Raw genomic sequence first — 25,704 nt, 5'->3', positions numbered from 1 at the left:
AATATGGAAACAGTCAGATGGGGTATTATCGGTGTCGGCAGCGTCTGCGAAAAGAAAAGCGGACCAGCCTTTTATAAGATAGAACACTCGGAACTCGTTGCGGTAATGCGCCGCGACGAGTCCAAAGTCAAAGACTATGCTTCGCGCCATCAGGTGAAGAAATATTATACTGATGCCGATGCGTTGATAAATGATCCGGAAGTGGATGCGATATATATTGCTACTCCTCCGTCTTCGCACAAGGAATATGCAATAAAAGCTTTACAAGCGGGAAAGCCCGTATATGTAGAGAAACCGATGGCTATGGATTATGCCGAATGCCTCGATATGATTGCTGCATCGGACAAAGCCGGACAGAAGCTCTTTGTCGCTTATTACCGCAGGGCACTACCCTATTTTCTGAAAGTCAAAGAACTCTTAGACAGTAATGTCTTAGGAAAGATACTGACTGTTGATATCAAATATATCCGTCCGGCAGGTGAGGACGACAAAAGCCCTGAAACACAGGCTTGGCGTGTAAAAAAAGATATCGCGGGAGACGGTTATTTCTTCGACTTAGCTCCGCATACACTCGATATACTCGACTTCCTGCTGGGAGAGATAGAGGACGCCAATGGTTATGCTCGAAATCTTGGAGGCTATTATGAAGTATCTGATACCATAGCCGCGACAATGCAATTCAAATCGGGAGTTTTGGGTACAGGTTTATGGAACTTTGTCAGCCCCGAGAAAACACGTCAGGATACAATTACCATAACGGGGATGAATGGTTGTATTAAGTTCAATACTTTTTCATTCCAGCCTATTGCAATCACTATAGGTGATGACATTACATACTACGAAACTGAGCAACCTGAGCATATTCAGCAACCATTAATCCGGACAATAGTGAATGAGCTTCGCGGTATCGGTACATGCCCATCGACAGGCGTATCCGGTGCCAGAACTTCACGTATAATGGATCTGATAACAGACAAGAAATAAAATAGAGTTAGCGTAACCGCTTAGCCTCAAACACGCTTCTGGAGCAGAACCAATATACCAGAATGCTGAATACGCATAATACAGAAGCAATGAGGTATAGGGACTCGAAGGACATATATCCGGTGATGTATCCTCCGACAAGCATACCTAATGCCAATCCGAGATCGAAACCAATAAGATAGGTAGAATTGGCCGTACCGCGCTGGCTGTTCTCAGCAAGGTTTATATATAGAGTTTGTAATGCCGGAAACATCATACCGAACCCGATACCGATAAATAGTCCGGAAGCACAGAATGCCGTCAGGTTGTGAACAGTTGCAAACACAAAGAATGCTATTGCTACGATAGCCATTGCCACTATATTGACTTCGTGTATCTTTCCTCTGTCTACCAACTTACCGGCAAACACGCGTGAGCCCATGATACCACCTGCCCAAAAGAGGAAAAAGACACCTGCATTCGGAATGCCTATCTGTTTACCATATTGTGCTACAAAAGGCCCAATGGTTCCCCATGCAAAACAAGGTAAAAGCTGATTAAGAAATATAGGCCAGCTTCTTAATAAGAAGAAGCGGTCTAAAGATAACTTCTGAGGGGCTTCCACTTTAGGTCGTTCCGGTGCTTTAATAAGAGCAACAGCCAGAATACCCAGCGCCCCCATACCAATGGCGCACCAGAGTAATACCTGAAATCCCCAATGGTTGTATATATGTATTGCCACAAAAGGGCCTATAGCCATTGCCACATTCATAAAAGTACCGTAATAGCCTATGCCTTCGGCACGACGCTCCGATGGTACAACGTCTATTGCTAATGTACTGGATGACACTGTGGACAATCCCCATGTAATGCCATGCAGGAAACGTACAAGAATAAACAGCATGATCGTAGTAGCCCAGAAATACCCGAAGAAAATCAACACATAACAGGAAAATGCGATCAACAGTATTTTTTTACGGGAATAAAGGTCTACTATGTATCCTGAAAACGGACGCACAAACATCAGGGCAATAGCGTAGGATGCCAGCACAATACCCGTTTTAGATTGTGCTACACCCATTTGCTCGGTAATATACAGTGGTATGGATGGCATCAACAAATTGAATGAACATGCCATTAGAAAGTTTGCAAAACAAACATTCAGATAATTAAGCGACCACAGTTTCGCCTTTTGAGTTTCCATTACTAATTATCCAGATAGATATATGGTTCTTTTAAATTATAGCTTTTGATTATCTCCTTTTCCCATTCCGAATATTCATCCGAAAATTTCTTGAAATCACTCGGAATCCCTCTTTGCCAGTACATGTCACCATGCGCAACTATCATAGCCCAATGATATTCCAGTTCATGGGTTATTAATGTAACACTTAGATAAGACTCAGGTTCATTAACGAGAACCGATTTATTAACCAACTCATTTGCGTCTTTATATGTCTTTGAAGCATACCGCACTATTATCCATTTTATCAGTTCGCAAAATGAATAATGGTTGAAAACAACCTGTTCTCCTGTCTTTTCATCAGTATATAGTAAATCATCCTTAAGTTTTTTCATTTTCTTATTATTTAAAGTATAGGTAAAGTTTGTTAATTCAGATTCGGATCAATTGTTTTTACCATACGTGTAATTGAACCGATCTGTACACTCTGTAGCTTGTAAGAAAATCAGATGCTACACAAAAGATCAATATGAACAATTTTATTCTTTTCATATAAATTCGCTGAGTTCCATCCAGCGCATTGTCTTTTCATCTATCTCATCAATCAATTCCCCGATACGGTTCGATTTTGCCATAAGTTCATCAGTAGATAAAGTTCCGCTGGAAAGTTCGGCTTCTATACCTGCCTTTTCTTCTTCCAGTTTTGGTATCAGTGCATCGAGTTCCTCAAATTCCCGCTTCTCCTTGAAAGACAATTTCTTCTTTTCACCCTGCTTAGGTGCTACAGTCTGAGGCTTCTCTTCTTTCGGTTTAGCCTGCTGTTCTTTCTCTTTTTCCAGTACATCCTGTATTTCTTTCCATTCCCTGTATTGGGTATAATTGCCGGGGAAGTCCTTAATTTTTGCCTGTCCCTGAAACGCCAGCAGATGGTCGACTACCTTGTCCATAAAATAGCGGTCGTGCGAAACCACTATCACACAGCCTTTGAACTGTTGCAAGTATTCTTCCAATATATTCAGTGTAACGATGTCTAGGTCATTGGTAGGCTCGTCTAATACAAGGAAGTTCGGATTTGTTATCAACACCGTACACAGGTATAATCTGCGCTTCTCCCCTCCCGACAACTTGTAAACGAAGTTATGCTGCTTCTCAGGCGGGAACAGAAAATGCTGAAGGAATTGTGATGCGGTCAGACGATTACCGTTACCCAGATCAATTACTTCTGCAATATTTTGTATTACGTCAAGTACCTTCATCTGCTCGTCAAATTTCAACCCATCCTGACTGTAATAGCCAAACTTAACAGTCTCCCCTATATCAAAACCTCCTTTATCGGGTTGTACCTCACCCATCAACATTTTTATAAAGGTAGATTTGCCTGTACCGTTGTTTCCTACAACACCCAGTTTCTCGTAACGGGCAAATATATAATTGAAATCTTCGAGTATTTTAATGTCTCCAAAAGACTTATAGACGTGTTGTGCTTCAAATATCTTATTGCCAATATACGAACCTTTCATTTGCAACTGTACATTTCCGGCATCGCGTACCTGCTGTGCTTTTTTCTCCAGATCATAAAATGCATCTATACGCGATTTGGCTTTTGTTCCCCGCGCCTGAGGTTGACGACGCATCCACTCCAGCTCTTTACGCAACAGATTATTCGCCCTGTCTATCTCGGTATTCTGCGTACTGATACGCTCATCACGTTTTTCGAGGTAATAGGAATAATTGCCTTTATATTGATACAGTTGTTGCTGATCTATCTCAATGATTTCGTTACACACCCTGTCGAGGAAATAACGGTCGTGCGTCACCATCAGTAGGCTAAGACGCGAACGCTGCAAATACTCTTCAAGCCATTCCACCATATCGAGGTCGAGGTGGTTGGTAGGTTCATCCAGTATGATCAGGTCGGGCTCTGTTATCAACACATTAGCCAAAGCCACGCGTTTTAGTTGTCCGCCCGACAGTTCGGATATTTTTTGCTCAAAATCGGTTATTTTCAGTTGTCCCAGTATTTGCTTTGCACGATGCTCATAATCCCAAGCTTGTAAAATATCCATCTTCTGCAGAATAGCATCTAACCCGGAATGGTCTTTGGAGTTAATCACCTGCTCATATTCGGCTATCAGCTCTGTAATCTCGTTCCCCGACTGAAAGCAAGCTTCGAGAACTGTCAGATGTTCGGAATATACAGGGTCTTGCTCCAGATAAGCCACACGTACGTCGCGGCGATAAACAACCGAACCACTATCATGAGGTTCTTTCCCCACAAGGATATTCAGTAAGGTAGTTTTTCCTGCTCCGTTCTTGGCGATTAGCCCGATGCGCTCGCCTTCGGCTATACCGAAAGCAATCTCCCTGAATAAGACCATATCGCCAAAACTCTTGGTAAGTCCTTCTACCTGTAATATAGATGCCATAGATAAAGTTTTTGCAAAGGTAACACTTTTACAGTTAACAGTGCAGTTATCGCATTTGTCTAATCTACGGGCGAATGCAATTCGTCCCTACAGTATTTATTTTAACTAAAAGCTTACAAAGATTACAAAAATCAGAAGCTTATAGCTAGTGACTTTTAGCCTCATGCCTTTCTCTTTGCCCCTTCGAGACTTTACAACTCCCTCTCCCTTTAGAGTAGGGTTGTTAAGTTCTAATTTCTTTTTAAGCAGTTGCCTCCACCTTTAAGTGGAGGAATAAGCCTGATCATTATGAAATGGCTTTAGCCAAAACAGATTTGACTAAAGTCTTTTTAGGTATTACTCCCAACCCACACCTTAAAAGGCATGGCAACTCGTAGTACTTAACAGCCCTACCCTTTGGATCGGGTTGGGGTAAGGTCATTTTAACTAAAAGCTTACATTCCTTACAAGTTTTACAGTTGTTGTGTATTTCCTACTCTTCATTTTTGGCTCCGCCGGTTTCCGCTATGCCCTAATTCATTTCAAAGATCACTATTGATTTCTAACTGATGTAGAGATAAACCTTTTCTTATTTAATACAACGTGAGTTCGACATAAGTAATTAATATATTGACAGTTGATTATCTTCAACAATGTCAACTCTGATGGATGGTTTCTTCGGTAAAAAGCTGTAAGCAATAATCCGGCAATCAGGTTTGTCAGGAAGTTTGCAAACGAGCGATGCCTTGTATGCTCTATTTGACAGATATTTTTCAATTCATCATTAACAGATTCTATAATAGTTCTTTTGCGGAGCATAATTCTGTCTTTTAGGGGCAGTTCTTCTTTCATGTTATTTTTGAGTTTGTAAACTAGATGAATACCATCGACAAAGAGTATTTCAGCTAATCATTGGGAGATATAACCTCTGTCTGCATAAAGTTTACCGAATATATTTTTGACAAAACTCTCCATTTCAAGAGGTTTCCTATCATCAATATTGCCTTGAGTAATAACAAAACTCAAGATTTCTCCTTTATCATTGATTATCAAATGAAGTTTGAATCCCCATTGTACTTTTTCCTTTGACTGCTATGCCATCAAAGACTTTGTGTTGCCATTCACGTTTTATATTGCAGACATCCAATGTGGTGGAATCAACAAAGCTAATGCCTGTGCATTTACCTAAACGGCAAGTTTTTAGAAATAAAACCAAAGGCAAAAGTGATCGCTGCTGGAGTTCGACAAAACGATTGTAAGATACTAATTTGGGAAATTTTCTTGTCAAATGCTTACTGACATAGAACAGATAGTAGGCTTTCAGATTTCTCATCCCACTTAAATGAAAGGCTATTAATATTATCATTACTTCACTATCGGATAGCCGATTGACTTTGTTTCGATATTTCTTGCTGTTATCTTCCCGCAATATATGGCTGGACTAAAATAAAGAAAATTCTTTGGTAAATTCATCACATAGATAGAAAATATCCGTAACTTCACAAACACTTAGTAACTGTTTATTTGTGGATTATTTGTCTCTTCTTTATCTTTTGCAACAGTACAGTACAGGACTACTTGTAATACAACAGGATATACTGTAAGAAATCTATATTTTAATACTGAGGACGAATATTGGGACTATCTGGCTGAACTTAATGAGATTTTGAATGTGGTGATTTGGTATATCCAACTATAGCTCCGGATGAAGCCTATGTGGGTGATATTAATTTAAACCTTAAACATTATGAAATACAGAGTTAGGGCAATAATACTTATGTTCTTTGTTTTTGTAGCATCTGTTGTAAATGCTCAGAATAGGAATCAGTATGCAAAAATAGCTGAAATAAAAAATATAGATCAATCACTGATCGAATGTATTTATGAATACTCAGTGACTGATTCGGATTTAAATCAATCGAGAACTTATTATGATATATTGCAAGTCGGCAAAACAAAATCTAAATATTTTAGCTATAAATCTTATCGCACTGATTCTATAGTTTATAAGAAAGATATTAATAAAATTACAAGAAAGGAATATGAAACTATTATTAGGAGCAACTCTATATCTATGGGATCTCCGTATACGATTATCAAAAATAAGGATTCTCAGATTATAGACTATTATGATAGAATTTTTATAGACTATTATGTTATAGCTGATTCCCTTAACATTATGAAATGGACGTTAAAAAACAAGAGTGAGATAGTGTGTGGATATTTATGTCAGATAGCTGAAACAAACTTCAGAGGTCGGTATTGGACAGCTTACTATGCTCCCGATCTCCCGATAAATGACGGGCCATGGAAATTTTCAGGACTTCCGGGTTTGATCTTAAAGGTAGAAGATTCTGATAAAGAACATATATTCAATGCTATAACCTTACGGAAATCAGCTGATGAAATTTATATTGAAAAGAAATCCTATTTTAAAACAAATAGAAAACAGTTTAATCAAAATCTTAATAAGTATAAATCAAATCCGAGTAGTTTTATTGCAGGAAGCCAGTTGGCTCCAAAGAAACTTTCTGGTGAAGAAAAGAATCACCAGAACAGAAAGCTATTCTACAAACCGATAGAACTTGATTAAAAAGAAGATAGATAGTGAAAAAGATATTTAGTGTATGCTTTGCCTTTTTTTTAACATGCTCTTTCTCTCATGCTCAGACAGTTTTTACTGGAAGAGTAACCGATCAGGATGACGGCTTGCCTGTCGTGGGCGTATTTGTAAAAATAATGGAAACGGATTCGACATCGAATCAGATAAATTCTTATACTATAACTGACAAGCAGGGATATTATTCTATAGAATTCCGTTCACATAAAAATCATGTAAATGTAGAGTTTCTAATTATGGGGTATGAAAAGAAGAATACCCAATATAAAAATAGGTCATCTACTATAAATCAGGAACTTAAAAAATCAGCTTTTTTATTAAATGAAGTAACCATCAAAGTGCCAAGCATATCAACTAGAGGTGATACTATCAATTATAATGTATCTTCATTCCGGTCTGGTGCTGATCGTAATGTGGAAGATATATTAAGGAAGCTACCAGGAATAACAGTTGATGAGATAGGAAAAATTAAATATCAGGGTAAACCTATCAATAGATTTTATATAGAAGGACTTGATATGCAAGGAGGTAAATATAGTCTTATTACTAAAAATATTGCAGCTGATCAGATTACAACAGTTCAGGTCTATGAAAATCACCAACCTATAAGGCTTCTTAAGGATATTGAATTGTCGGAAAATGCGGCACTCAATATCAAACTGAAAAACAACGACATGACTGCCCCTATGGGAAATGTGGTTGTCGGTGGTGGTTACTCAGACGAGTGGCTCTACCGAGGAGAAATATTTGGTTTTATGGCGAGTAAAAAGCAACAGATACTTTTCTCTGCCAAAGGGAATAATTTAGGGGATTACAATACCAATGAATATATAAGTCATTATGGTTCGTCAGTAAAGAATTCAAAAGCAGAAACACTGATACAGCATTCTCTTGTAAATGTTCCTGACCAAATCGGTAAACGTACTGGGGCTCTGATTAATTTATCTTCGTCTGTTAACTCAATCCGCAAATTGGATAATTTTTCTACTTTTAGAGCTAATATCGTGTACCAAAGAGGGAAAAGAAGCAATAAAAAAGATGTTGTTTCAAAATACTATATAGGCGAGAAAGAAATCGTTATAGAAGAACTTTTTGATAGTAATATCACCGATAACAAATTAATGGGATCATTGGAATATCAAAAGAATTCAGATAGGCTGTATATAAATAATACTTTGAATGCGAATCTTAATTGGGGAAAAAGTTTTATGGATGTATTTTCTTCAGCTGATTATTTTCAAAACTATAAAATGCAAGAAATAAATCTGAGTAACGATTTAAATTTAATGTGGAAAAAAGGCGATAATACATATTCTATTAAATCTTTAATAGCAGGAGGAAATACGCCACAAAATAAATTGGGTATAACATTTTCAAATGATTACATTCCTATTGATCAACTCATTTCAGGGTATTCTTTCTATACCAAACATTCTACTTCTTTCATAAAAGGTTTTAATGCTAATTCAAATCTTTCTGTGGATGTGATGGTAGAATCTGAGCATGACAAAATAAGTACAGAACTTATGTATGCAAAAAGTAATGAAAATATTAAAAATAAGAATCAAGGTCATAAAATAATTTCAACGGCATCTCTAGAATATAATTATATTAAAAATAGTTTTAATTTTAAGGCTGTCCTACCACTTCAGGTATATAATATCAAATATAAAGATAAAATACTAATCTCTACATTCAAACTTGATAAGTTAACTTTAACTCCACATCTGAGGACCCAATACAGATTTACTCCTGGATTTTCAATTAATTTATCTGGTGGCTTAAGCCATAATCTAGGGGATATAATGAACTTTTTGCAAAACCCAATACAAAAATCCTATAACATTACTTCTATGGGAGAGTCTGGTGTTTTATCAGAAAATAGAGGATGGAGATTTAATATCGGATATGATTATCGGAATACAATGAATGGACTTTTTTCTACTCTTTCAATCGGATATAATAAGATTAAAAAGAACGTATTAAAAGGTTCAACTATTTCTGAAATAGGAGAGACCTCAACTTATGCAGGACATACGACTAATTATTCTCAAAAATTTTTAATGAATTTTTATTTTGCGAAGAATTTTCATAGTATTAATACGGTGGTATCACTTACCTCGAATTTAACTTATTCTAAAAATGAAAGGGTAAGACAAGATCGGCGTGTCAATTATTCTAATAGAATTTTATATGTTAAACCTTCATTCAGTTTTAACTATATTAATTGGCTTTCAGTGAAAGGATATGGTATAGTGAACTCTTCTTCTCAAACAATACAAACGTCGAATAATTCACCAAATTCTGTAATAAATAATTATGGTGCTACATTTGAAACATCAGTTATGCCTCTGCCAAAAATGGAAGTATATTATAATATAAATTACTTTAATAATGCCTTATATAATAATAAAAGAGAAGATTGTTTCTTTATGGATTGTGGAATTAGGGTTCAATCAGGTAAAAAAATAGAATTAGAACTTGCAACCTATAATATTACTAATATTAGGAAATATACGAGAATAATTTACAACGACTTGGACGAAATAAATACAAACTATTATCTACGTCCTATTAGTTGTATATTTACTATAAAAGTCAATTATTAAGAATTCAAAAACAGAATATCCGAAGAATCTACCCTCTGAAGGGATGATCTCCGGATACTCCTAAGAACTAATATAATATTAAATCAGAATTATAAATCTGTAATAGGTTTGTATTTAGGTACGAGAATTTTCATTACTATCCATCCTATCAGATAAGCGACTGCACAGATAGAGAAGATAATCATATAACCCGAACTGATACCATCTACTACTGTATCACCTGCGGCAGACAATGTTTTCAAAAACTCTTCAATACTTCCTACATTATGCTGTTTGAGCAATGCTTTTGTTGCCTCACTATCTTGCAGTTGCGGATATTTCTCCAGAAGAGCTTGTCCGTTAATTGTACTCCAATTTTTTTGAGTAAAATCGAATAATGCTCCCGATCCTTTATTAATAAGGAAAGACCCGATACCTCCGGCCATTCCACCGATACCTGTAATGGTTGCAATCGCCTTCTTAGGGAACATGTCACCGATAGTAGAGAATATGTTAGCCGACCATGCCTGATGGGCTGCTCCGGCAATACCGATGATGATTACAGGAATCCAATATGAATAACCTCCTAACGGTTGAGCCAACAGAGCTAAAAGTGGGAAGAATGCGAATATCAACATCGCTTTCATACGTCCGGCATACGGATTCATTCCTTTTTTGTCTACAAAATATGATGGCAACCAACCTCCAATAATGGAAAGAAGAGTAATCGCATATAATACGAAGATCGCCAACTGTCCTGCCGTATCGGATGATTTGATACCATATACGGAACTCAGGTATGCTGGTGCCCAGAATAGGAAGAACCACCAAACACCATCGGTCATAAATTTACCAAAGGCAAATGCCCACGTCTGACGATAGCGGAAAGCCTGAGCAAATGTTATCTTCTTTCCCTTGTCTTCCTCTGCTGCAATCTCAGCCGGAGTCTCATCAGCTTTATCAGACTGAATATAAGCCAGCTCGGCTGTATTTACTTTAGGATGCACCTCCGGTTTTTTATAGACAAATACCCAGAATCCCATCCACACAAAGCCTAATGCTCCTATTATGATAAATGACATTTCCCATCCCCAGAATTTTGCAATTACGGGAATCGTTACAGGAGCTGCAAGTGCACCTACTGTAGCCCCGGCATTGAATATACTGGTAGCAAAGGCTCTGTCTTTCTTAGGGAAATATTCAGCCGTTGCTTTAATTGCTGCCGGAAAGTTTCCTGCTTCCCCGATTGCCAATACTAAACGTGCAAAAACAAAGAGTACTACACTAACACTTGCTACTTTTCCCACATTACTTACTGTGGCTATAGCTTCACGTGCTCCTTCAAAGCCAACAAACCATTCTCCTGCTACAATTCCTGATGTAGCGATACCACAAAATGCATGGATAATGGCACCAAAAGACCATACCCCGATAGCCCAGAGGAAACCTTTTTTAGTATCCATCCAGTCTACAAATTTCCCTGCAAAAAGCATACTGACTGCATAGAAAATAGAGAATAGAGCGGTTATAGTACCATAATGGTCATTTGTCCAATGAAATTCGGGAGAGATAAAATCTTTCCAAGTCAGCGACAGCACCTGCCTGTCCAGATAGTTGATCGTGGTAGCAAAGAAAAGCATCGCACAGATCATCCACCTGTAGTTCGTCATTTTAGTGTTTCCGGTATTATTCATATATTCAGTTTTATTTAGTTCTGGTCTTTGCTATTATTGCCAACGCATCTTTACACAGTTGGGTAATTTTACCCCAGTCTTTAGCTGCAATTACATCTTTAGGAAACAGGTTTGATCCCATACCTACACACATTACTCCTGCGCTGAACCATTTGCTCAGGTTTTCTTCGGTAGGAGTCACACCACCTGTAACCATAAGGTTAGACCAAGGCATAGGCGCTTTTATACCTTTTACAAAGGCAGGGCCTACCACATCGCCCGGAAATACTTTGACTACTTCGGCACCCAACTCCTGTGCGTAACCGACTTCGGATACAGATCCGCAACCGGGAATATACGCTACTTGCCTACGGTTACACACTTTAAAGATGTCGGGATTTAATAGGGGTCCTACTACGAAATTGGCCCCAAGTTGTAAAAACAAAGATGCTGTTCCGGCATCGACAATAGAGCCGATACCAAGTATCATGTCAGGGCATTCTTTTGCTGCCCATTTGTTAAGTTCTCCGAATATTTCGTGTGCGAAATCGCCACGGTTTGTAAATTCAAATGCTCTTACTCCTCCTTCATAACAAGCTTTCAATACCTGTTTGGATGTTTCGAGATCGCTATGGTAAAATACAGGTACCATTCCTGTTTCTGCCATTACCTGACAGGCTTTTATTCTTGAAAAACGCATATTTATCTAACTTTTAAATTATTCTTTATACTTTACAAGCAGCTTTTTCAACCCGATTGCTGTTGAGCTTTCAGAATCAAACTCTATTGCTTTATCATATTGCTTAACGGCGAGAGCATCCTTTTCTGCATATTCATACATCAATCCTAACAAGAGATAATAAGAACTTATTTGCTTTTTCTTTTTCGGATCTTTTACCTGACTTATATCTATTTCGTCTAATTGAGACTGCATATTATTTATCAACTCACCTACTTCAACCTTATCTTGAGTATTGGCATCTTGTTTTGCCTTTTCTATATAATCTTTTTTGAACTGTATTAATGCTTTACGGTACGTTTCACATTCATCTACTGCATTTGTTACCAGTTCTTTTCCTAGCTCTCTTCCAAACAACCGTTCTTTCTCGTAATCAGAAAGAGATTCATCGTAGTTTTTTGCTGCTATAAGAACCCGTATACCGTCATACAATTGCTTATCTTGCACATATTGTGACATCACGCCTCGAACACAGTCCGGTACAACCTGAGAAATAATTTCTTCGGACGTTTTTCCCTCCGATTTCTCTTCCATACAGCCACACCAATCTTTGCTGAATTTTTCTGATAATTCATCCCGAGTTAACTGTTTATTTTGGCAAGAAGAAAAAATACTTGCTAAGAGCAAGATTATAGCAATAATTATTCTCATTATACAGAAAACTTTAATTTTTCATTATTAATTACATCAAACAGACAAGCAGGTATATATTATAAAGATCAATAAAAACAATGGATGGAATTTAATACCTGCCTGCTGCTGAATAATTAGTTACTTAAATTATTTTACTTCGGTTGTTTTCCTATATATGCCAGAATACCTCCGTCTACATATAGAATGTGTCCGTTGATGAAATTAGAGGCTTCGGAAGCAAGGAATACAACTGGTCCTTCAAGATCTTCCGGTGTACCCCAACGTGCAGCCGGAGTCTTAGAGATAATAAATTCATTGAACGGATGCCCCGGTGTACGCAACGGCGCTGTTTGCGGCGTAGCAATATAGCCCGGCCCGATACCATTCACCTGAATGTTATGCTCTGCCCATTCGCATGCAAGATTCTTGGTCAGCATTTTCAGTCCGCCTTTAGCCGCAGCATAAGCCGAAACTGTTTCGCGTCCCAGTTCGCTCATCATCGAGCAAATATTGATAATCTTACCTGCACCTTTTTTGATCATGCCCGGAGCTACAGCTTTAGATACAATGAATGGCCCTATCAGGTCGATGTCTATCACCTGACTGAATTCTTCTACCGACATCTCCAGAGCAGGAATGCGTTTGATTATTCCGGCATTGTTTACCAGAATATCCACGTCTCCTATCTTTTTCGAAATATCGGCAACCATATCCTGTACTTGCTGCTCTATGGTTACATCGCATTGATAGCCATACACTCTGAAGCCGTCTGCTTTATATTCTTCCAGCGCTTTTTCGATCTGGTCTTTACTTCTGGCATTGAAAACAATCGTCGCACCGGCTTTACCTAAAGCCTTAGCCATTGCCATACCTATACCATAAGTACCACCTGTTACCAGTGCAACCTTACCTTCGAGTGAAAATTGATTCATATTCTATTATTTCGGGTCCCTCCTTGCCTCCCCACAGGGGAGGTATAGCAGAGACAAATATTAATAATCACTTAAATTCCCCCTCTGGGGGATTAGAGGGCTCCTATCTTGATACACGCCCCGAACCGTCACCTTTCATAAGGTTTTCTACCTCGGGCACTGTTACAAGATTAAAGTCTCCATATACAGTATGTTTCAGACATGATGCAGCCACAGCAAAATCCAATGCTTTCTGATCATCGGTAGGATATGTGATCAAGCCGTAAACAAGACCTCCCATGAAAGAGTCTCCACCTCCTACGCGGTCAACGATGTGTGTAATATCGTAACGCTTAGACTGGTATAGCTTATCTGAATACAAGCATCCACCCCAAGTATTGTGGTTAGCATTGATAGAGCCACGAAGTGTAATAATAATTTTCTTAGCACGAGGAAAGCGTTTCATCATTTGTGTGCATACCGATTCAAACTCAGCAGCATTTACATCGCCACCTGTGTGGGCTACATCGAAGCCCTCAGGTTTAATTCCGAATACTCTTTCTGCATCTTCTTCGTTACCAAGTATAACATCACAACCTTCTACAAGCGCAGGCATAACTTCCGATACAGTCTTTCCGTATTTCCACAGATTCTTGCGATAGTTAAGGTCGGTAGAAACAGTCACCCCCATTTCGTTCGCTATCTTTATAGCCTCAAGACAAGCGTCTGCCGCTCCTTGCGATATTGCTGGAGTAATTCCTGTCCAGTGAAACCATTGTGCATCTTTAAATATTTCACGCCAGTTGATCATTCCCGGCTTGATGTCTGCAATTGCAGAATTAGCACGATCGTAAACTACTTTCGAGGCACGCGCTACAGCTCCTGTTTCGAGGAAGTAGATACCTACGCGGTCGCCGCCACGAACGATATTGCTTACACCTACATTGTACTTTCTCAGATCGGAAATACACCATTCTGCGATATCATTTTGAGGAAGGCGAGTTACAAAATCTGTAGGAATACCATAGTTTGAAAGTGATACGGCTACATTCGCCTCTCCTCCGCCAAAAGTTGCGTTCAATGTGTTTGATTGTATAAATCTTTGATATCCGGGAGTTGCAAGACGTAGCATTACTTCACCGAATGTTACTACTTTTTTCATAGTTTCAGTTATTGCTTTTTTTTAATATATGTATTTATTAGTATCCGGTCAGCAGGCTGATCAGACCTGCTGACCGTTATTTATTCAATAGGTAACTTTTAAAGGCTGCGTCAAAGCAGTAGAGAAATTTTGTATATATTTTTCGAAATCGGCAACAGTAGGGAAGCCATATTCCTTCCATCCATAGCCTGTATAGTAAGTTACAGGAACACGAGGTTGCTGGGAGGTAACTCCCAATACGTGAGAATATTTGCCTTTTTGTTTGTTTACTGGATTAACTGTTTCGTATGTATCTACAACCATTTCTTTCAGTCCTTGCGGAAATATCATAGCCAGATATACTCCCTCTGCTTTGGGAGAAGCCGGTTCTGCATATACAATATAACCTTTGTCGACAACCGATATGATAGAGTCTCCATTTTCCCTTTTGACAAGACCGGCAGCAACATCCATCGGTTCTTTTATTGTATAAGCCTGAACGACTTTAGATAGTTGTGATCCTGCATCAAGAGAAACGGTGCGGCTTTCTGCAACTTGTTTTCCATCCACATCAAGATCTTTGTAAGTAAGCTTGAATGTAGTACGAAGAGGTCCGTTTTCAAGCACTTCCTGTGAAGCATAATTTTCGTTCAGCCACAGTTTACCATTTACAAACGGAGCCATTGCCCCTGCTCCTAAACTACGCCCTACTTTATAATCGTCGAGTCCTTCACCATTATCGTTATGGTATGACTGAACTCCGGCCAGATCATCTTTATACCATTTGTCAATAACAAGATTATTGGTTCTTTTATACCATACATCGAATCCATTGCTAGGGCCGTCTGTTGCTATAAGCGCAGGACCATAAGCACGAAATGCTACGCGATCGTTTTCCCATGCGAAATCGTCTTTACGTTCTGCAATATGACGTCCATAAGTTTTGGCAGAAAATGCCTGTGGTTCTCCTGTTGTTATCACAAAAGATTTAGATTCACCTGCTTTCAGTTCGGGCTGAAAAATGATCTTTCTATCGTATGTAATCTGAGACGGAATCACAGTGCCTTCAGCTGTTTTAACAACATAAACCAAACTATCGGCGAGTACTACTTTTCCTTTAATCGTATCGATAGGTATCTCAACAAGTTCAGCCAAACGGTCAAAATCGCTTGGATTCTCGACCGTAATTTTTACTTCATTATTATTTGATGAGCAGGAAAACAAGAATGCAACAGCAAACAACAAACTAAATATTTTTTTCATTTTCTCGTCTTTTTAGATTGTTTACGATTAGCGCAATTTGTCTGCTGTAAAAGTATCCATATCATCATAATCGAGATTTTCTCCGCACATCGCCCAAATGAAAGTATAGTTACTTGTTCCGGCAGCAGAGTGAATAGACCAAGATGGGGAAATAACCGCCTGCTCGTTACCCATAAAGATATGGCGGGTTTCCTGTGGTTGTCCCATAAAGTGACAAACCGCCTGTTGTGCAGGCACTTTGAAATAGAAGTAAGCTTCCATACGGCGTGAGTGTGTATGCGGAGGCATAGTATTCCACACACTGCCTTCTTTTAACTCGGTCATTCCCATCTGCAACTGGCAGCAAGGAACGATCTCGCTAAGTATAAGTTGATTGAGTAAACGTTCGTTAGATGTAGCCGGTGTACCCAAGTCTCTCGTACGGCGCATATCTTTTGTTATTTGCGCTGTAGGATATTCTTTGTGAGCCGGTGACGATGCAAAGTAATATTTGGCAGGAGCAGAAGCGTTATTGCTCTTAAATACAACTTCCTTGCTGCCGCGACCAACATAGATGGCATCTTTGAAGCCCATGTTGTAGTCTTTTCCGTCAACTGTAACAACGCCTTCGCCTTCGATACAGATAATACCTACCTCTCTGCGTTCGCAGAAATATTCTGAGCGAATAAGGTCTACGGTTTCCAGTTTCAATGCTTCTTTTACAGGCAGTGCTCCGCCAATGATAAGGCGGTCGTTGTGCGTATAAGTCATCAATACACTGTCGGCTTCAAATAGTTTTTCTACCAGAAACTCTTTTCTTAATTGTGATGTGTCGTAGCGTTTTACATCGTCGGGGTGCGTACCCCAGCGTTCTTCGATTACTGTTTTCATTGTTTTTTTATATTAAATATTGATCTTTAAAATTTAAAAAAGTTCTTTGCATTATAGTATGATACATTTTCTACCAACTTACCTAAGAATGGCAGTTCGGATGAAGGCAACAAACCTTGCTCAACATCTGTACCGATAAGGTTACAAAGAATGCGGCGGAAATACTCGTGACGCGGATAAGACAAGAAGCTGCGCGAGTCGGTCAACATACCTACAAAACGGCTCAACAGTCCAAGATTAGATAATGAGTTCATCTGTGCTTCCATACCGGTTTTCTGATCGAGGAACCACCAGCCCGAACCGAACTGTATTTTTCCTGCAACCGAACCATCCTGGAAGTTTCCTATCATTGTTGCAATCAGGTCATTGTCGCGTGGATTGAGGTTGTATATAATTGTTTTTGCCAATTTATTTTCAGTATCCAGACTGTTCAGGAATTTAGACATTGCTTTAGCCACTGTAAAGTCTCCGATAGAATCGAAACCTGTATCAGGCCCTAATTGCTTGAACAGACGTGTATTGTTGTTACGGATAGCTCCATAATGGAATTGCTGTGTCCAACCTTTTTCCCAGTCCATGATAGCTCCTTCAACCAACATTGCCGACTTGAATTTAAGTATTTCTTCTGTTGTCAGCGCCTTACCGCCATATACTTTATTGAATATAGCGTCTATCTCGCTCTGTGTATAGTCTTCTGCATAGAATTCTTCGATACCATGATCGGACAGTTTACAGCCTACACTGGCAAAGAAATCGTGACGCTTACGCAAAGCTGTAATCAGGTCTGCGAAGTTGCTTACAGGTACGTTTGACACTTCCGATAGTCTTTCTACATAAGCTCTGAACACTTCGGGATTCTCTACTGCCATCGCCTTATCGGGACGCCATGTGGGAAGAACTTTAACAGAGAAACCTTCATTCTTCAAAGCCAGGTGATACTCGAGTGAATCTACCGGATCGTCTGTCGTACAAACAGCCTCTACATTGTAATGCTTCATCAGCCCGCGAGCCGAAAACTCAGGAGTACGCAGTTTTGCTGTACATTCGTCATATATTTCTCTTGCCGTTTCGGGTTTCAAGAGTTTAGTTACACCGAAAGCAGTTTTTAGTTCGAGGTGAGTCCAGTGATACAATGGGTTACGCATCGTATAAGGTACAGTCTCTGCCCATTTCTCAAATTTCTCCCAATCACTTGTATCTTTTCCTGTACAGAAACGCTCATCTACACCATTGGTACGCATTGCGCGCCATTTGTAGTGATCGCCACCCAACCAGATTTCACCAAGATTATCGAAACGGTAATCTTCTGCAATCATTTTCGGATCGAGGTGACAGTGGTAATCTATAATCGGCAGCTTTTTTGCGTGTTCGTGATATAGTTGTTGAGCTGTTTCATTCTGTAATACAAAGTTATCGTCTAAGAACTGTTTCATGGTTGTATATTTTATATTGTAGTAATATTGTTATTTATCCTTTTTTATATTGTAACCGCAAAAGTGTGTGCGCACACAAAATATTATGCAAATATATTATTAATTAATTAACCGACAATATGTGTGCGCACACATATTTTTCACACACATACACAAAAACCTGATTAACAGCAAAATACCACGTTGTTAAGAATTGAAAAAATGTTATAAAACATACAAGATAATAAATTACCTGAAATTCATTCCATTTTTTTCATTTTCAACATCTTATCTAAAAATGAAACTGTGTGTGCAACAGCACTGTCGAACCAAGGGTGGAAAAGCCAGAATGGATGTGGAGTATCATTGACCACATGTACCTCTGTATAAATATCGTACCCTGACAAGATTTCGATTGCCTCGTTGCGCCCGCCATGAAAACGTGGGATAGAACTATTGATAAAACACACAGGAGCCGAATCTTTGGTAATGTGATGTACAGGTGAGGCTGACAACCACGCTTCTCGCTTATCATCATAGGTTCCCCCAAGCCACTTTATAGAAGCAGGTATTTTCTTCTTTGCTAAAGACTCCTTTGTCGCCTCCCACTCATCTGTAGAGAAATCCGAGATTCCGTCGATATTGACAACGGCATGCACATTACTCCTAAACTCAGGATATTCTCCGGACGTCTCATATTCCTGTTGAAAATTCGTCATTCCCACAAGCATTGCCAACTGTCCTCCAGCCGAGCAACCCGATATCGCTATATGAGTAGTGTCTATCTTGTAAGCATCTGCATTTGCCCGTATCCATCTGATTGCCGTTTTCAGATCGAGTACTGCTGCCGGATAGGGAGCTTCGGGAGACAAACGATATTCGACAGGAATAGCTACATATCCATGTGAAGCAATCTGCTGCGCCATTGGTATCTGCATAGACAGATCACCTGAACTCCAACCTCCTCCATGTACCATAAGCAAAACAGGATATTTATTATCATCTTGGGGGCGGTACAGGTTAAGTTTGAGGTTTCTGTTTTCTACTGGAACAGAATATATTATTCCTTCAATAGCCTGCACATTTGCAGGTAGTGCGGGCAATACTTTCTTTATATCCGGATATTGCTTCAGGGCTTTTACATAAGCACTATGCAGGGTGAATGATGTATCGCGCGGAATGCCGTCTATTGTCACCAGTTGAGCATACAAACCACTGCTGAAAAAGAACAAAAGTAAAAATATTTTGAAATATCTCATAAAGCCAGTTGTTTCAAGTGTCTCCTAAAAAAGACTAAGAGCAGGGATAGTTTTTAATTCTTACCCCTACCCTTAGTCAAAATCTAAAAACAATCTAATCTAAAAAAACTTATTTCGTAAGTCTGAACCAGTCTATATCTACACGTCCGCCATCGTTCCCTTTCAAAGGACGTGAGCAGAATGTGCCGATCTTGGCTCCGATCCATTTTCCTTCTTTAGCCCGGAATACATTTCCCAGAACTGTATATTTTTTATCATCGGTGCTATAGCTGAATGTACATGTAGTATCCGGATTAACTTTAACACGTAAATATACTGTAGCATCTTTTAACTGTACTGAAGCATTTACTTTTTCGGTTGCACCTTTTTCTGCATTCAGGCACTCTGCCTGAGATAGGGTAAACCCATTTTCGGTGTTCTCGAAAGAAAGCAATGCGTAATCGAGCCCCATTACTACAAGTCCGGTACGTTCTCCCTTGAAACGGGGATCAGGCTTGAATGTCAGCTTCATTGTCGCCGTAAAATCCGGAGCGGGAGTTTTTTGCAACAGCAGATTAGGCACATCCCAAAGGCTTTTGTAATTATCAGTAACAGGTACAGAATAAAGGCTCAGAAAGCCATTCACCTGATCAGTAAAATACCACCACGACTGCGGGTTGGCATGCCACTGCCACTGTAGGCCGAGTGTATTTGTATTAAACTCATCACTTTCGGCGGGAGTAGCGATAGGATATGTTTGCCCTACATTAGGCTTTTTATATGTCAATACAGGATCGCCGCATCCGTCACCATCCTTATCATCTCCAATAACAGGCCAGTCATTTTTCCAAACCATCGGTTGAAGATGTACAAGACGCCCGAATGCACCTACATCCTGAAAATGCAGGAACCAATCTTCGCCTGTTTTAGTATCTACCCATGCTCCCTGATGAGGTCCATTAACAGCAGTTTTACCCTGAGCCATAACAATCTTGCGCTCGTATGGACCAAATATATCTTTCGCCCGCATAGCCAGTTGCCATCCGGTGGCAACACCTCCGGCCGGAGCAAAGATGTAATAATAGCCGTTTCTTTTATAAAACTTAGGGCCTTCTATTGTAGGGTCAATGTCGTGACCATCATATATAATCTTCGATTCTCCAATAGCTTTTTTCCCATCAGGCGTAAGGCGGGTTACAGCCAACAGACTTTTTATTCCTGCACGGCTGCCTGCATAACCATGTGCCAGATATACTTGCCCGTCTTCATCGAAAATAGGGCAGGCATCTATTAGTCCTTTTCCTTCTTTGACTAATATCAAAGGTTCCCATTCGCCCGCAGGATCTTTCGTCTTTGTCATAAAGATTCCCAGATCGGGATCTCCGTAATAGATATAAAATTCACCTTTGTGATAGCGGATAGCAGGAGCCCATACACTTCCTCCATGATTAACTCCATCAGCCACAAACATGGCATTTTCGGGCATGGCGGCTATAGCATGCCCCACAATAGTCCAGTTAACCAAGTCTTTAGAGTGAAGTATAGGTAGTCCGGGTATGCAATTGAAACTGGAAGCTGTCATATAATAATCGTCTCCCACGCGACAAGCATCAGGATCGGAATAATCGGCATAAAGAACAGGATTTTTATACATGCCGTTACCTAAGTCTGATTGCCAGACTTTGGAAATATAGTTTTGAGCATAAATAGCCGGTAAAGCAGCTAAAAAGAACAATAATATATATATTCTCGTCATTCCCTTATTGTTTTAAATTCCTTCGTTAAATCCTCTAAATTCTTTTCTTTCAATCCTTCGATAAATAGCTCTGCCATAGCATTAGCTCCTTTTACGTTGAAATGAGTATTGTCTATTTTCCCATTCGGAAAGTTTTTGTTATCGCCCGGTTTTAAGTGTAGAAACAGGCTTTTAGAATTCTCCTCTCCCATTTCGAGAAGTAGCTTTTTACTTTTTTCATACATATCGATCATCGGCACTGCCTCCTTTTTAGCGACATTACGTGCCAAATCGAGGTATTCGCCATGAGAATCTTCAAACAATCCGTTTTTATTAAATTTACGTCTTGCTACAGATGTACAGATAATCGGCTTTGCTCCTATCTCTTTTGCTTTTTGAACGAACATGGTGAAATATTCAACATATTCTTCAGGGGTAGTGTAACGGTCTTTTTTATCTTTTGAGGCATCATTGTGCCCGAACTGAATGATAAGATAATCGCCTGCCCCGATATTATCTATTACTTTTTGCCAACGCCCTTCTTTTATAAATGATTTTGAACTTCTGCCATTCTTTGCATGATTTTCGATGACAATATTTTCATTGAAAAACAGGGGTAATAACTGTCCCCAACCTTTTTCGGGGAAAGAGACGGACTCTGTTGTACCGGAAATACTATCTGTTACATCTTTGAACAAATCCTTGTCCGCCATAGTAGAATCTCCTATCATGAATATGCGCTTCTGAGCAAAAGAAGAAAGGTTAGATACCGTCAGGCATAATAATATAGTTAATAATAATCGTCTCATAGTAATGGCTTATTTTATAGTTAAAGGGTTCCAGTTATCACAGCCGTTTAAAGCATTTTCTATGGTATATACTTTTGCTTCGTCAGCAGTCAGTACTTTCGACCATTTTACTCTGCCAGCAGTGTTAGCTCCTGCACCTTTGTTATTATACTCCATATAGCGGGCAGTCTTTTCATTATTTTCATCATTCCAATTGTGCCAGCCTTCGGGTTTTATTCCCGCAGGCAGGGTAGAATTCATAAACAATGTCATACTATATGCTCTCCAAGGGCGTCCCAGATACATGGCGTTTACATCTTTACCGAGAGTAACCTCACAGTTGTTGAATATATAGCCGTACTTAATATTCTGCGGTGTATTGGCTGCAGTTATATAAGAGTTTCGTTTGCAATGAATTGTACATTTCTCAAACCACGCTGTAGAAGGCCCGAATATGAAATCGGTAGTACCCTCAATATAGCAATTCTCGAAATATTGGCGGGCTCCGTCGCGTCCGGCATACAGGGTATCCTGATTACCTAACAAACGGCAGTTACGGACAATAACCCTGTCACCCTCTATATGTAAGGCTACGGCCTGCCCAAGCGGGGCAGCCGAATTTTCTATAGTAAGATTTTCCAACGTAATATCGTTGCCACTCAACAGAAAGGTATAGGTTTTGAATGTACCCATCTTGTTTATGTTGGCATGGTCATCGTAGTTGATAATGGTCTTATCCCTGTCCTCTCCTACCATTCTTATATTGGTCACATGAGGAGGAATTATAAGTTTTTCTTTATAAACACCATTTTTGATGCGTATCGTCATTCGTCCACGCGGATCGGCTGTACGCACTGCGTTTATAGCTTCCTGAATTGTCCGGAAATCACCTGTTCCGTTACGGTCGACGATATATTCGGTCTTATCCTGTGCAAAAAGACCTACTGATAACAACAGTAGACAAAAGGATATATATTTTCTCATATTGATTATTGTTTTACAATCAGGCTATTCAGATAAACTTCGAGATAGGTATAACCTTCTTCGTTCAGATCGTTTGCCGACTTACCCGAATAATGCTGTTCCAACCAACCATCTGGTATTCCGTCAATATTGGAATCGGCAGGGACATCTTCACTATCGTAGCTATATGTATCCCATCCTCCTACATCGTACTGAGAATCTATCATACCGGGCTTTGTTCCTGCACTGCCTGAAGCGCGTTTTGGCGCAAGTCCTTTTTCCACCTCATCAACAATGCGCAAGTCAGTCTTATCACGTCTGTAGCTGGCTCCTGCGTCTACCAATACTTTTTTATAAGCTGTTTCAGCATCGTCTGTTGTTACACATGGCACATCGAAAGGCTTATCTGATATCAGATCCGCTTTATTTTTCGATCCAAGATTATTGGGTTGAAGCCCTAACAGATTATTTCTTGTGACTTTCTTATTACCATGTACATGATTTCCATTCACATAGAAAGTTCCCCAAACACCTTTCGGCTGCTTATTGCTCCCATCATCGGCATTCGGCGAAAATATCCTGCTTGGATTGGCAGAAGTAGGAGTCGGCTTATAGTAGTTGTTGACAAAATTATACCTGCCGCCTTCTCCTGCGTATCCGCTATTACTTCCCCAATTATATATTACATTGTTTCTGAAATCGACAAGTTCCAATTCGGGCTGGTTGCTATATCGGCTACCACACATACGTGGGTTGCGACTGTCGTGGTGAGCCAGCAGATTGTGATGATACGAGGCTTTCTTTCCGCCCCAGATAGCTCCATAGCCATGATTGCCTTTTTTGTGAACTGATGCTCTCAGACTTTCCGAGATAATGCACCATTGCATGGTAAAATTTTCATTATCGTAAAACGAAGCACATTCGTCTGTACTCCAGCTCATAGAGCAGTGGTCTATAATTATATCTTTGTTGCGATTACCTGATAATGCATCATCTGTAACTTTCGACAAATCTCCCATTCTGAAACGGATGTAACGGATAATGACATTGTTTCCTTCTACTTTTACAGGATAGTTTGTTATGCAAATACCGTCACCCGGTGCGCTCTGTCCGGCAATTGTCGTACTATCCGGAATATTCAGCCGCGCTTTCAGGTGTATTATTCCTGCAACTTTAAACAATATTGTTTTAGGTCCCGGTCTTTTCAGACACCAGCGAAGTGTTCCTTCTTGCGTTTTTTTGTTGCCCATTATCGTATCTTCCAACGAATTTACATAATAGACTTTCCCTCCACGTCCTCCGGTAGTGTACATACCTCCGCCTTCGGCTCCGGGAAATGCAGGAGTCTGTGCATATATGACTATGCTAAAAATGGCTCCGGTCAGAAACAATATAATTTTTTTCATCTTTTATCTATTAAGCATTATGCTGAGCATAATAAACGGTCCTACTGCTTTGGGGTCATTGTCCCTTACCGGTTCGTTTATATAGTATTCGTAACTTCCATCACGATAATTCTTTTCTCCTCCAAGTCCGGCAACTCCACAACCATCGGTAAGTGAGATTGTGCCATCACCATTATCTTTTATAAAGCGTTTTACAAACTGGCTGTATGCTTTTTCTCCTTTTTTCAGATAACTTTTATCCAGATATCCTTTTTGCGCACCTTTTACCCACGAGTAGATAAACATTGCCGATGCGCTGGATTCTATATAATTGCCTTCGCGCCCGACCTGATCAGTCACCTGATACCACATACCTGTTTTTTTATCCCTGTATTTTTCTACAGTAGAACAAAGGTTCTGAAATAATTTTATTATCTCATCTCTCTGCGGATGATTGACTGGCATGAAGTCTAGGACATCTACCATCGCCATCATATACCAACCTATACTTCTCGACCAGAAATTAGGGGAAAGTCCTGTCTTCGGATCAGACCAGCGTTGTTCACGACTTTCGTCCCACCCATGATAGTATAAGCCAGTCTTGGAATCATACATGTATTTGCGTACATCCAGAATCTGAACAGCTACATCGTCAAACAAGGCCGGCTCATTAAATGTCTTTGCATATTCGGCAAGGAAAGGCCCTGCCATGTAAAGGCCATCGAGCCATACCTGATGCGGGTATATCTTCTTATGCCAGAAACTTCCATCCTTTGTACGGGGATGTGTACGCATCTGGTCGCGCATCAGATCGATCGCTTTCCTGAAGCGCTCCTGTTTCGTTAAAGCATACATGGGGAACAGAAATTTACCCGAATTTACCCTGTCTATGTTATATTCTAAAGGCTTGTAGGTTTTCACCTGTCCATCCTGCTCTACCATGAGGTCGGCAAAGCTATACACATAATCGTAGTATTTCTGATCGAATGTCATTTGCCATGCCTGATATATAGCCTGCAATTCTAATCCGTGACAGTAATTCCATTTGGGTGCTTTTGAAAAATCGAGCATCCACGGTTCGGGATTACGTTTTATTTCCGAATCGGACAAGTGTGTATAATATTTCACCTGAGCTTCCATACCTAATATGGAAGCTACAGATAATAATACAATGAATAGTTTAATCTTCATAGC

20 protein-coding genes and 1 pseudogene are annotated in these 25,704 nt (G+C 39.6%); 3 read left to right on the top strand and 18 right to left on the bottom strand.

Annotated elements, in window-relative coordinates; genetic code table 11:
• The first annotated feature begins 3 nt into the window (after nt 1-3).
• Complete coding sequence (locus tag M2448_RS04345) at nt 4-984, top strand: Gfo/Idh/MocA family oxidoreductase (protein ID WP_280646622.1); 981 nt, start codon at nt 4-6, stop codon at nt 982-984.
• Nucleotides 985-991: 7 nt separating this feature from the next.
• On the opposite strand, the gene M2448_RS04340 is transcribed toward M2448_RS04345, so the two are convergent.
• From M2448_RS04340 to M2448_RS04325, 4 genes and pseudogenes are all read right to left on the bottom strand, one after another.
• Complete coding sequence (locus M2448_RS04340; protein ID WP_280646621.1) at nt 992-2,167, bottom strand: MFS transporter; 1,176 nt, start codon at nt 2,165-2,167, stop codon at nt 992-994.
• 2 nt (nt 2,168-2,169) lie between these two features.
• Complete coding sequence (locus tag M2448_RS04335; RefSeq protein WP_280646620.1) at nt 2,170-2,541, bottom strand: hypothetical protein; 372 nt, start codon at nt 2,539-2,541, stop codon at nt 2,170-2,172.
• Between the two features lie 153 nt (nt 2,542-2,694).
• The gene (locus M2448_RS04330; protein ID WP_280646619.1) at nt 2,695-4,572 is read right to left on the bottom strand and encodes an ABC-F family ATP-binding cassette domain-containing protein; all 1,878 of its coding nucleotides are present in this window, start codon (nt 4,570-4,572) and stop codon (nt 2,695-2,697) included.
• 601 nt (nt 4,573-5,173) lie between these two features.
• Nucleotides 5,174-6,040, bottom strand: a pseudogene (locus M2448_RS04325) (IS982 family transposase).
• A gap of 258 nt (nt 6,041-6,298) precedes the next feature.
• Here M2448_RS04325 and M2448_RS04320 point away from each other — a divergent pair.
• Together M2448_RS04320 and M2448_RS04315 are read left to right on the top strand one after the other, a co-directional pair.
• On the top strand, nt 6,299-7,144 hold the full coding sequence (locus M2448_RS04320; RefSeq protein WP_280646618.1) for a GLPGLI family protein: 846 nt from the start codon (nt 6,299-6,301) through the stop codon (nt 7,142-7,144).
• A 14-nt stretch (nt 7,145-7,158) separates the two neighbouring features.
• Nucleotides 7,159-9,780: a carboxypeptidase-like regulatory domain-containing protein gene (locus M2448_RS04315; RefSeq protein WP_280646617.1), complete on the top strand. Its 2,622-nt coding sequence runs from the start codon at nt 7,159-7,161 to the stop codon at nt 9,778-9,780.
• Nucleotides 9,781-9,869: 89 nt separating this feature from the next.
• Here M2448_RS04315 and M2448_RS04310 read toward each other — a convergent pair whose 3' ends face one another.
• The 14 genes from M2448_RS04310 to M2448_RS04245 form a co-directional block, all read right to left on the bottom strand.
• On the bottom strand, nt 9,870-11,453 hold the full coding sequence (locus tag M2448_RS04310) for an MFS transporter (RefSeq protein ID WP_280646616.1): 1,584 nt from the start codon (nt 11,451-11,453) through the stop codon (nt 9,870-9,872).
• 10 nt (nt 11,454-11,463) lie between these two features.
• Complete coding sequence (locus tag M2448_RS04305) at nt 11,464-12,132, bottom strand: bifunctional 4-hydroxy-2-oxoglutarate aldolase/2-dehydro-3-deoxy-phosphogluconate aldolase (RefSeq protein WP_280646615.1); 669 nt, start codon at nt 12,130-12,132, stop codon at nt 11,464-11,466.
• A gap of 18 nt (nt 12,133-12,150) precedes the next feature.
• Complete coding sequence (locus tag M2448_RS04300; protein ID WP_280646614.1) at nt 12,151-12,822, bottom strand: hypothetical protein; 672 nt, start codon at nt 12,820-12,822, stop codon at nt 12,151-12,153.
• Nucleotides 12,823-12,956: 134 nt separating this feature from the next.
• Nucleotides 12,957-13,736 (bottom strand): gluconate 5-dehydrogenase, encoded by a 780-nt coding sequence (locus M2448_RS04295; protein WP_280646613.1) that lies wholly within the window; start codon nt 13,734-13,736, stop codon nt 12,957-12,959.
• A 103-nt stretch (nt 13,737-13,839) separates the two neighbouring features.
• A complete protein-coding gene (locus tag M2448_RS04290) occupies nt 13,840-14,877 on the bottom strand; it encodes a sugar kinase (protein WP_280646612.1) in 1,038 nt (345 codons plus the stop codon).
• A gap of 84 nt (nt 14,878-14,961) precedes the next feature.
• Nucleotides 14,962-16,119: a DUF4861 domain-containing protein gene (locus M2448_RS04285; protein WP_280646611.1), complete on the bottom strand. Its 1,158-nt coding sequence runs from the start codon at nt 16,117-16,119 to the stop codon at nt 14,962-14,964.
• Nucleotides 16,120-16,146: 27 nt separating this feature from the next.
• Nucleotides 16,147-16,989, bottom strand: coding sequence for a 5-dehydro-4-deoxy-D-glucuronate isomerase (kduI, locus tag M2448_RS04280; RefSeq protein WP_280646610.1), 843 nt, complete (start codon nt 16,987-16,989; stop codon nt 16,147-16,149).
• Between the two features lie 26 nt (nt 16,990-17,015).
• Entirely contained in the window at nt 17,016-18,422 is a 1,407-nt protein-coding gene (uxaC, locus tag M2448_RS04275; protein ID WP_280646609.1) for a glucuronate isomerase, read from the bottom strand.
• A 239-nt stretch (nt 18,423-18,661) separates the two neighbouring features.
• Complete coding sequence (locus M2448_RS04270; RefSeq protein WP_280646608.1) at nt 18,662-19,660, bottom strand: alpha/beta hydrolase; 999 nt, start codon at nt 19,658-19,660, stop codon at nt 18,662-18,664.
• Between the two features lie 109 nt (nt 19,661-19,769).
• Entirely contained in the window at nt 19,770-21,395 is a 1,626-nt protein-coding gene (locus tag M2448_RS04265) for a glycoside hydrolase 43 family protein (RefSeq protein ID WP_280646607.1), read from the bottom strand.
• Entirely contained in the window at nt 21,392-22,183 is a 792-nt protein-coding gene (locus tag M2448_RS04260; RefSeq protein ID WP_280646606.1) for a rhamnogalacturonan acetylesterase, read from the bottom strand. The genes M2448_RS04265 and M2448_RS04260 overlap by 4 nt, the downstream gene beginning before the upstream one ends.
• Nucleotides 22,184-22,192: 9 nt before the next feature.
• Nucleotides 22,193-23,146, bottom strand: coding sequence for a pectinesterase family protein (locus M2448_RS04255; RefSeq protein ID WP_280646605.1), 954 nt, complete (start codon nt 23,144-23,146; stop codon nt 22,193-22,195).
• Between the two features lie 5 nt (nt 23,147-23,151).
• On the bottom strand, nt 23,152-24,531 hold the full coding sequence (locus M2448_RS04250; protein WP_280646604.1) for a pectate lyase: 1,380 nt from the start codon (nt 24,529-24,531) through the stop codon (nt 23,152-23,154).
• A gap of 3 nt (nt 24,532-24,534) precedes the next feature.
• Nucleotides 24,535-25,701, bottom strand: a complete 1,167-nt coding sequence (locus M2448_RS04245; RefSeq protein ID WP_280646603.1) for a glycoside hydrolase family 88 protein — start codon at nt 25,699-25,701, stop codon at nt 24,535-24,537.
• Nucleotides 25,702-25,704: the final 3 nt, after the last annotated feature.

Source organism: Dysgonomonas sp. PF1-14 (assembly GCF_029892965.1).
In the GTDB taxonomy this organism is placed as follows: domain Bacteria; phylum Bacteroidota; class Bacteroidia; order Bacteroidales; family Dysgonomonadaceae; genus Dysgonomonas.
This window is presented reverse-complemented; position numbering and strand designations above follow the sequence as displayed.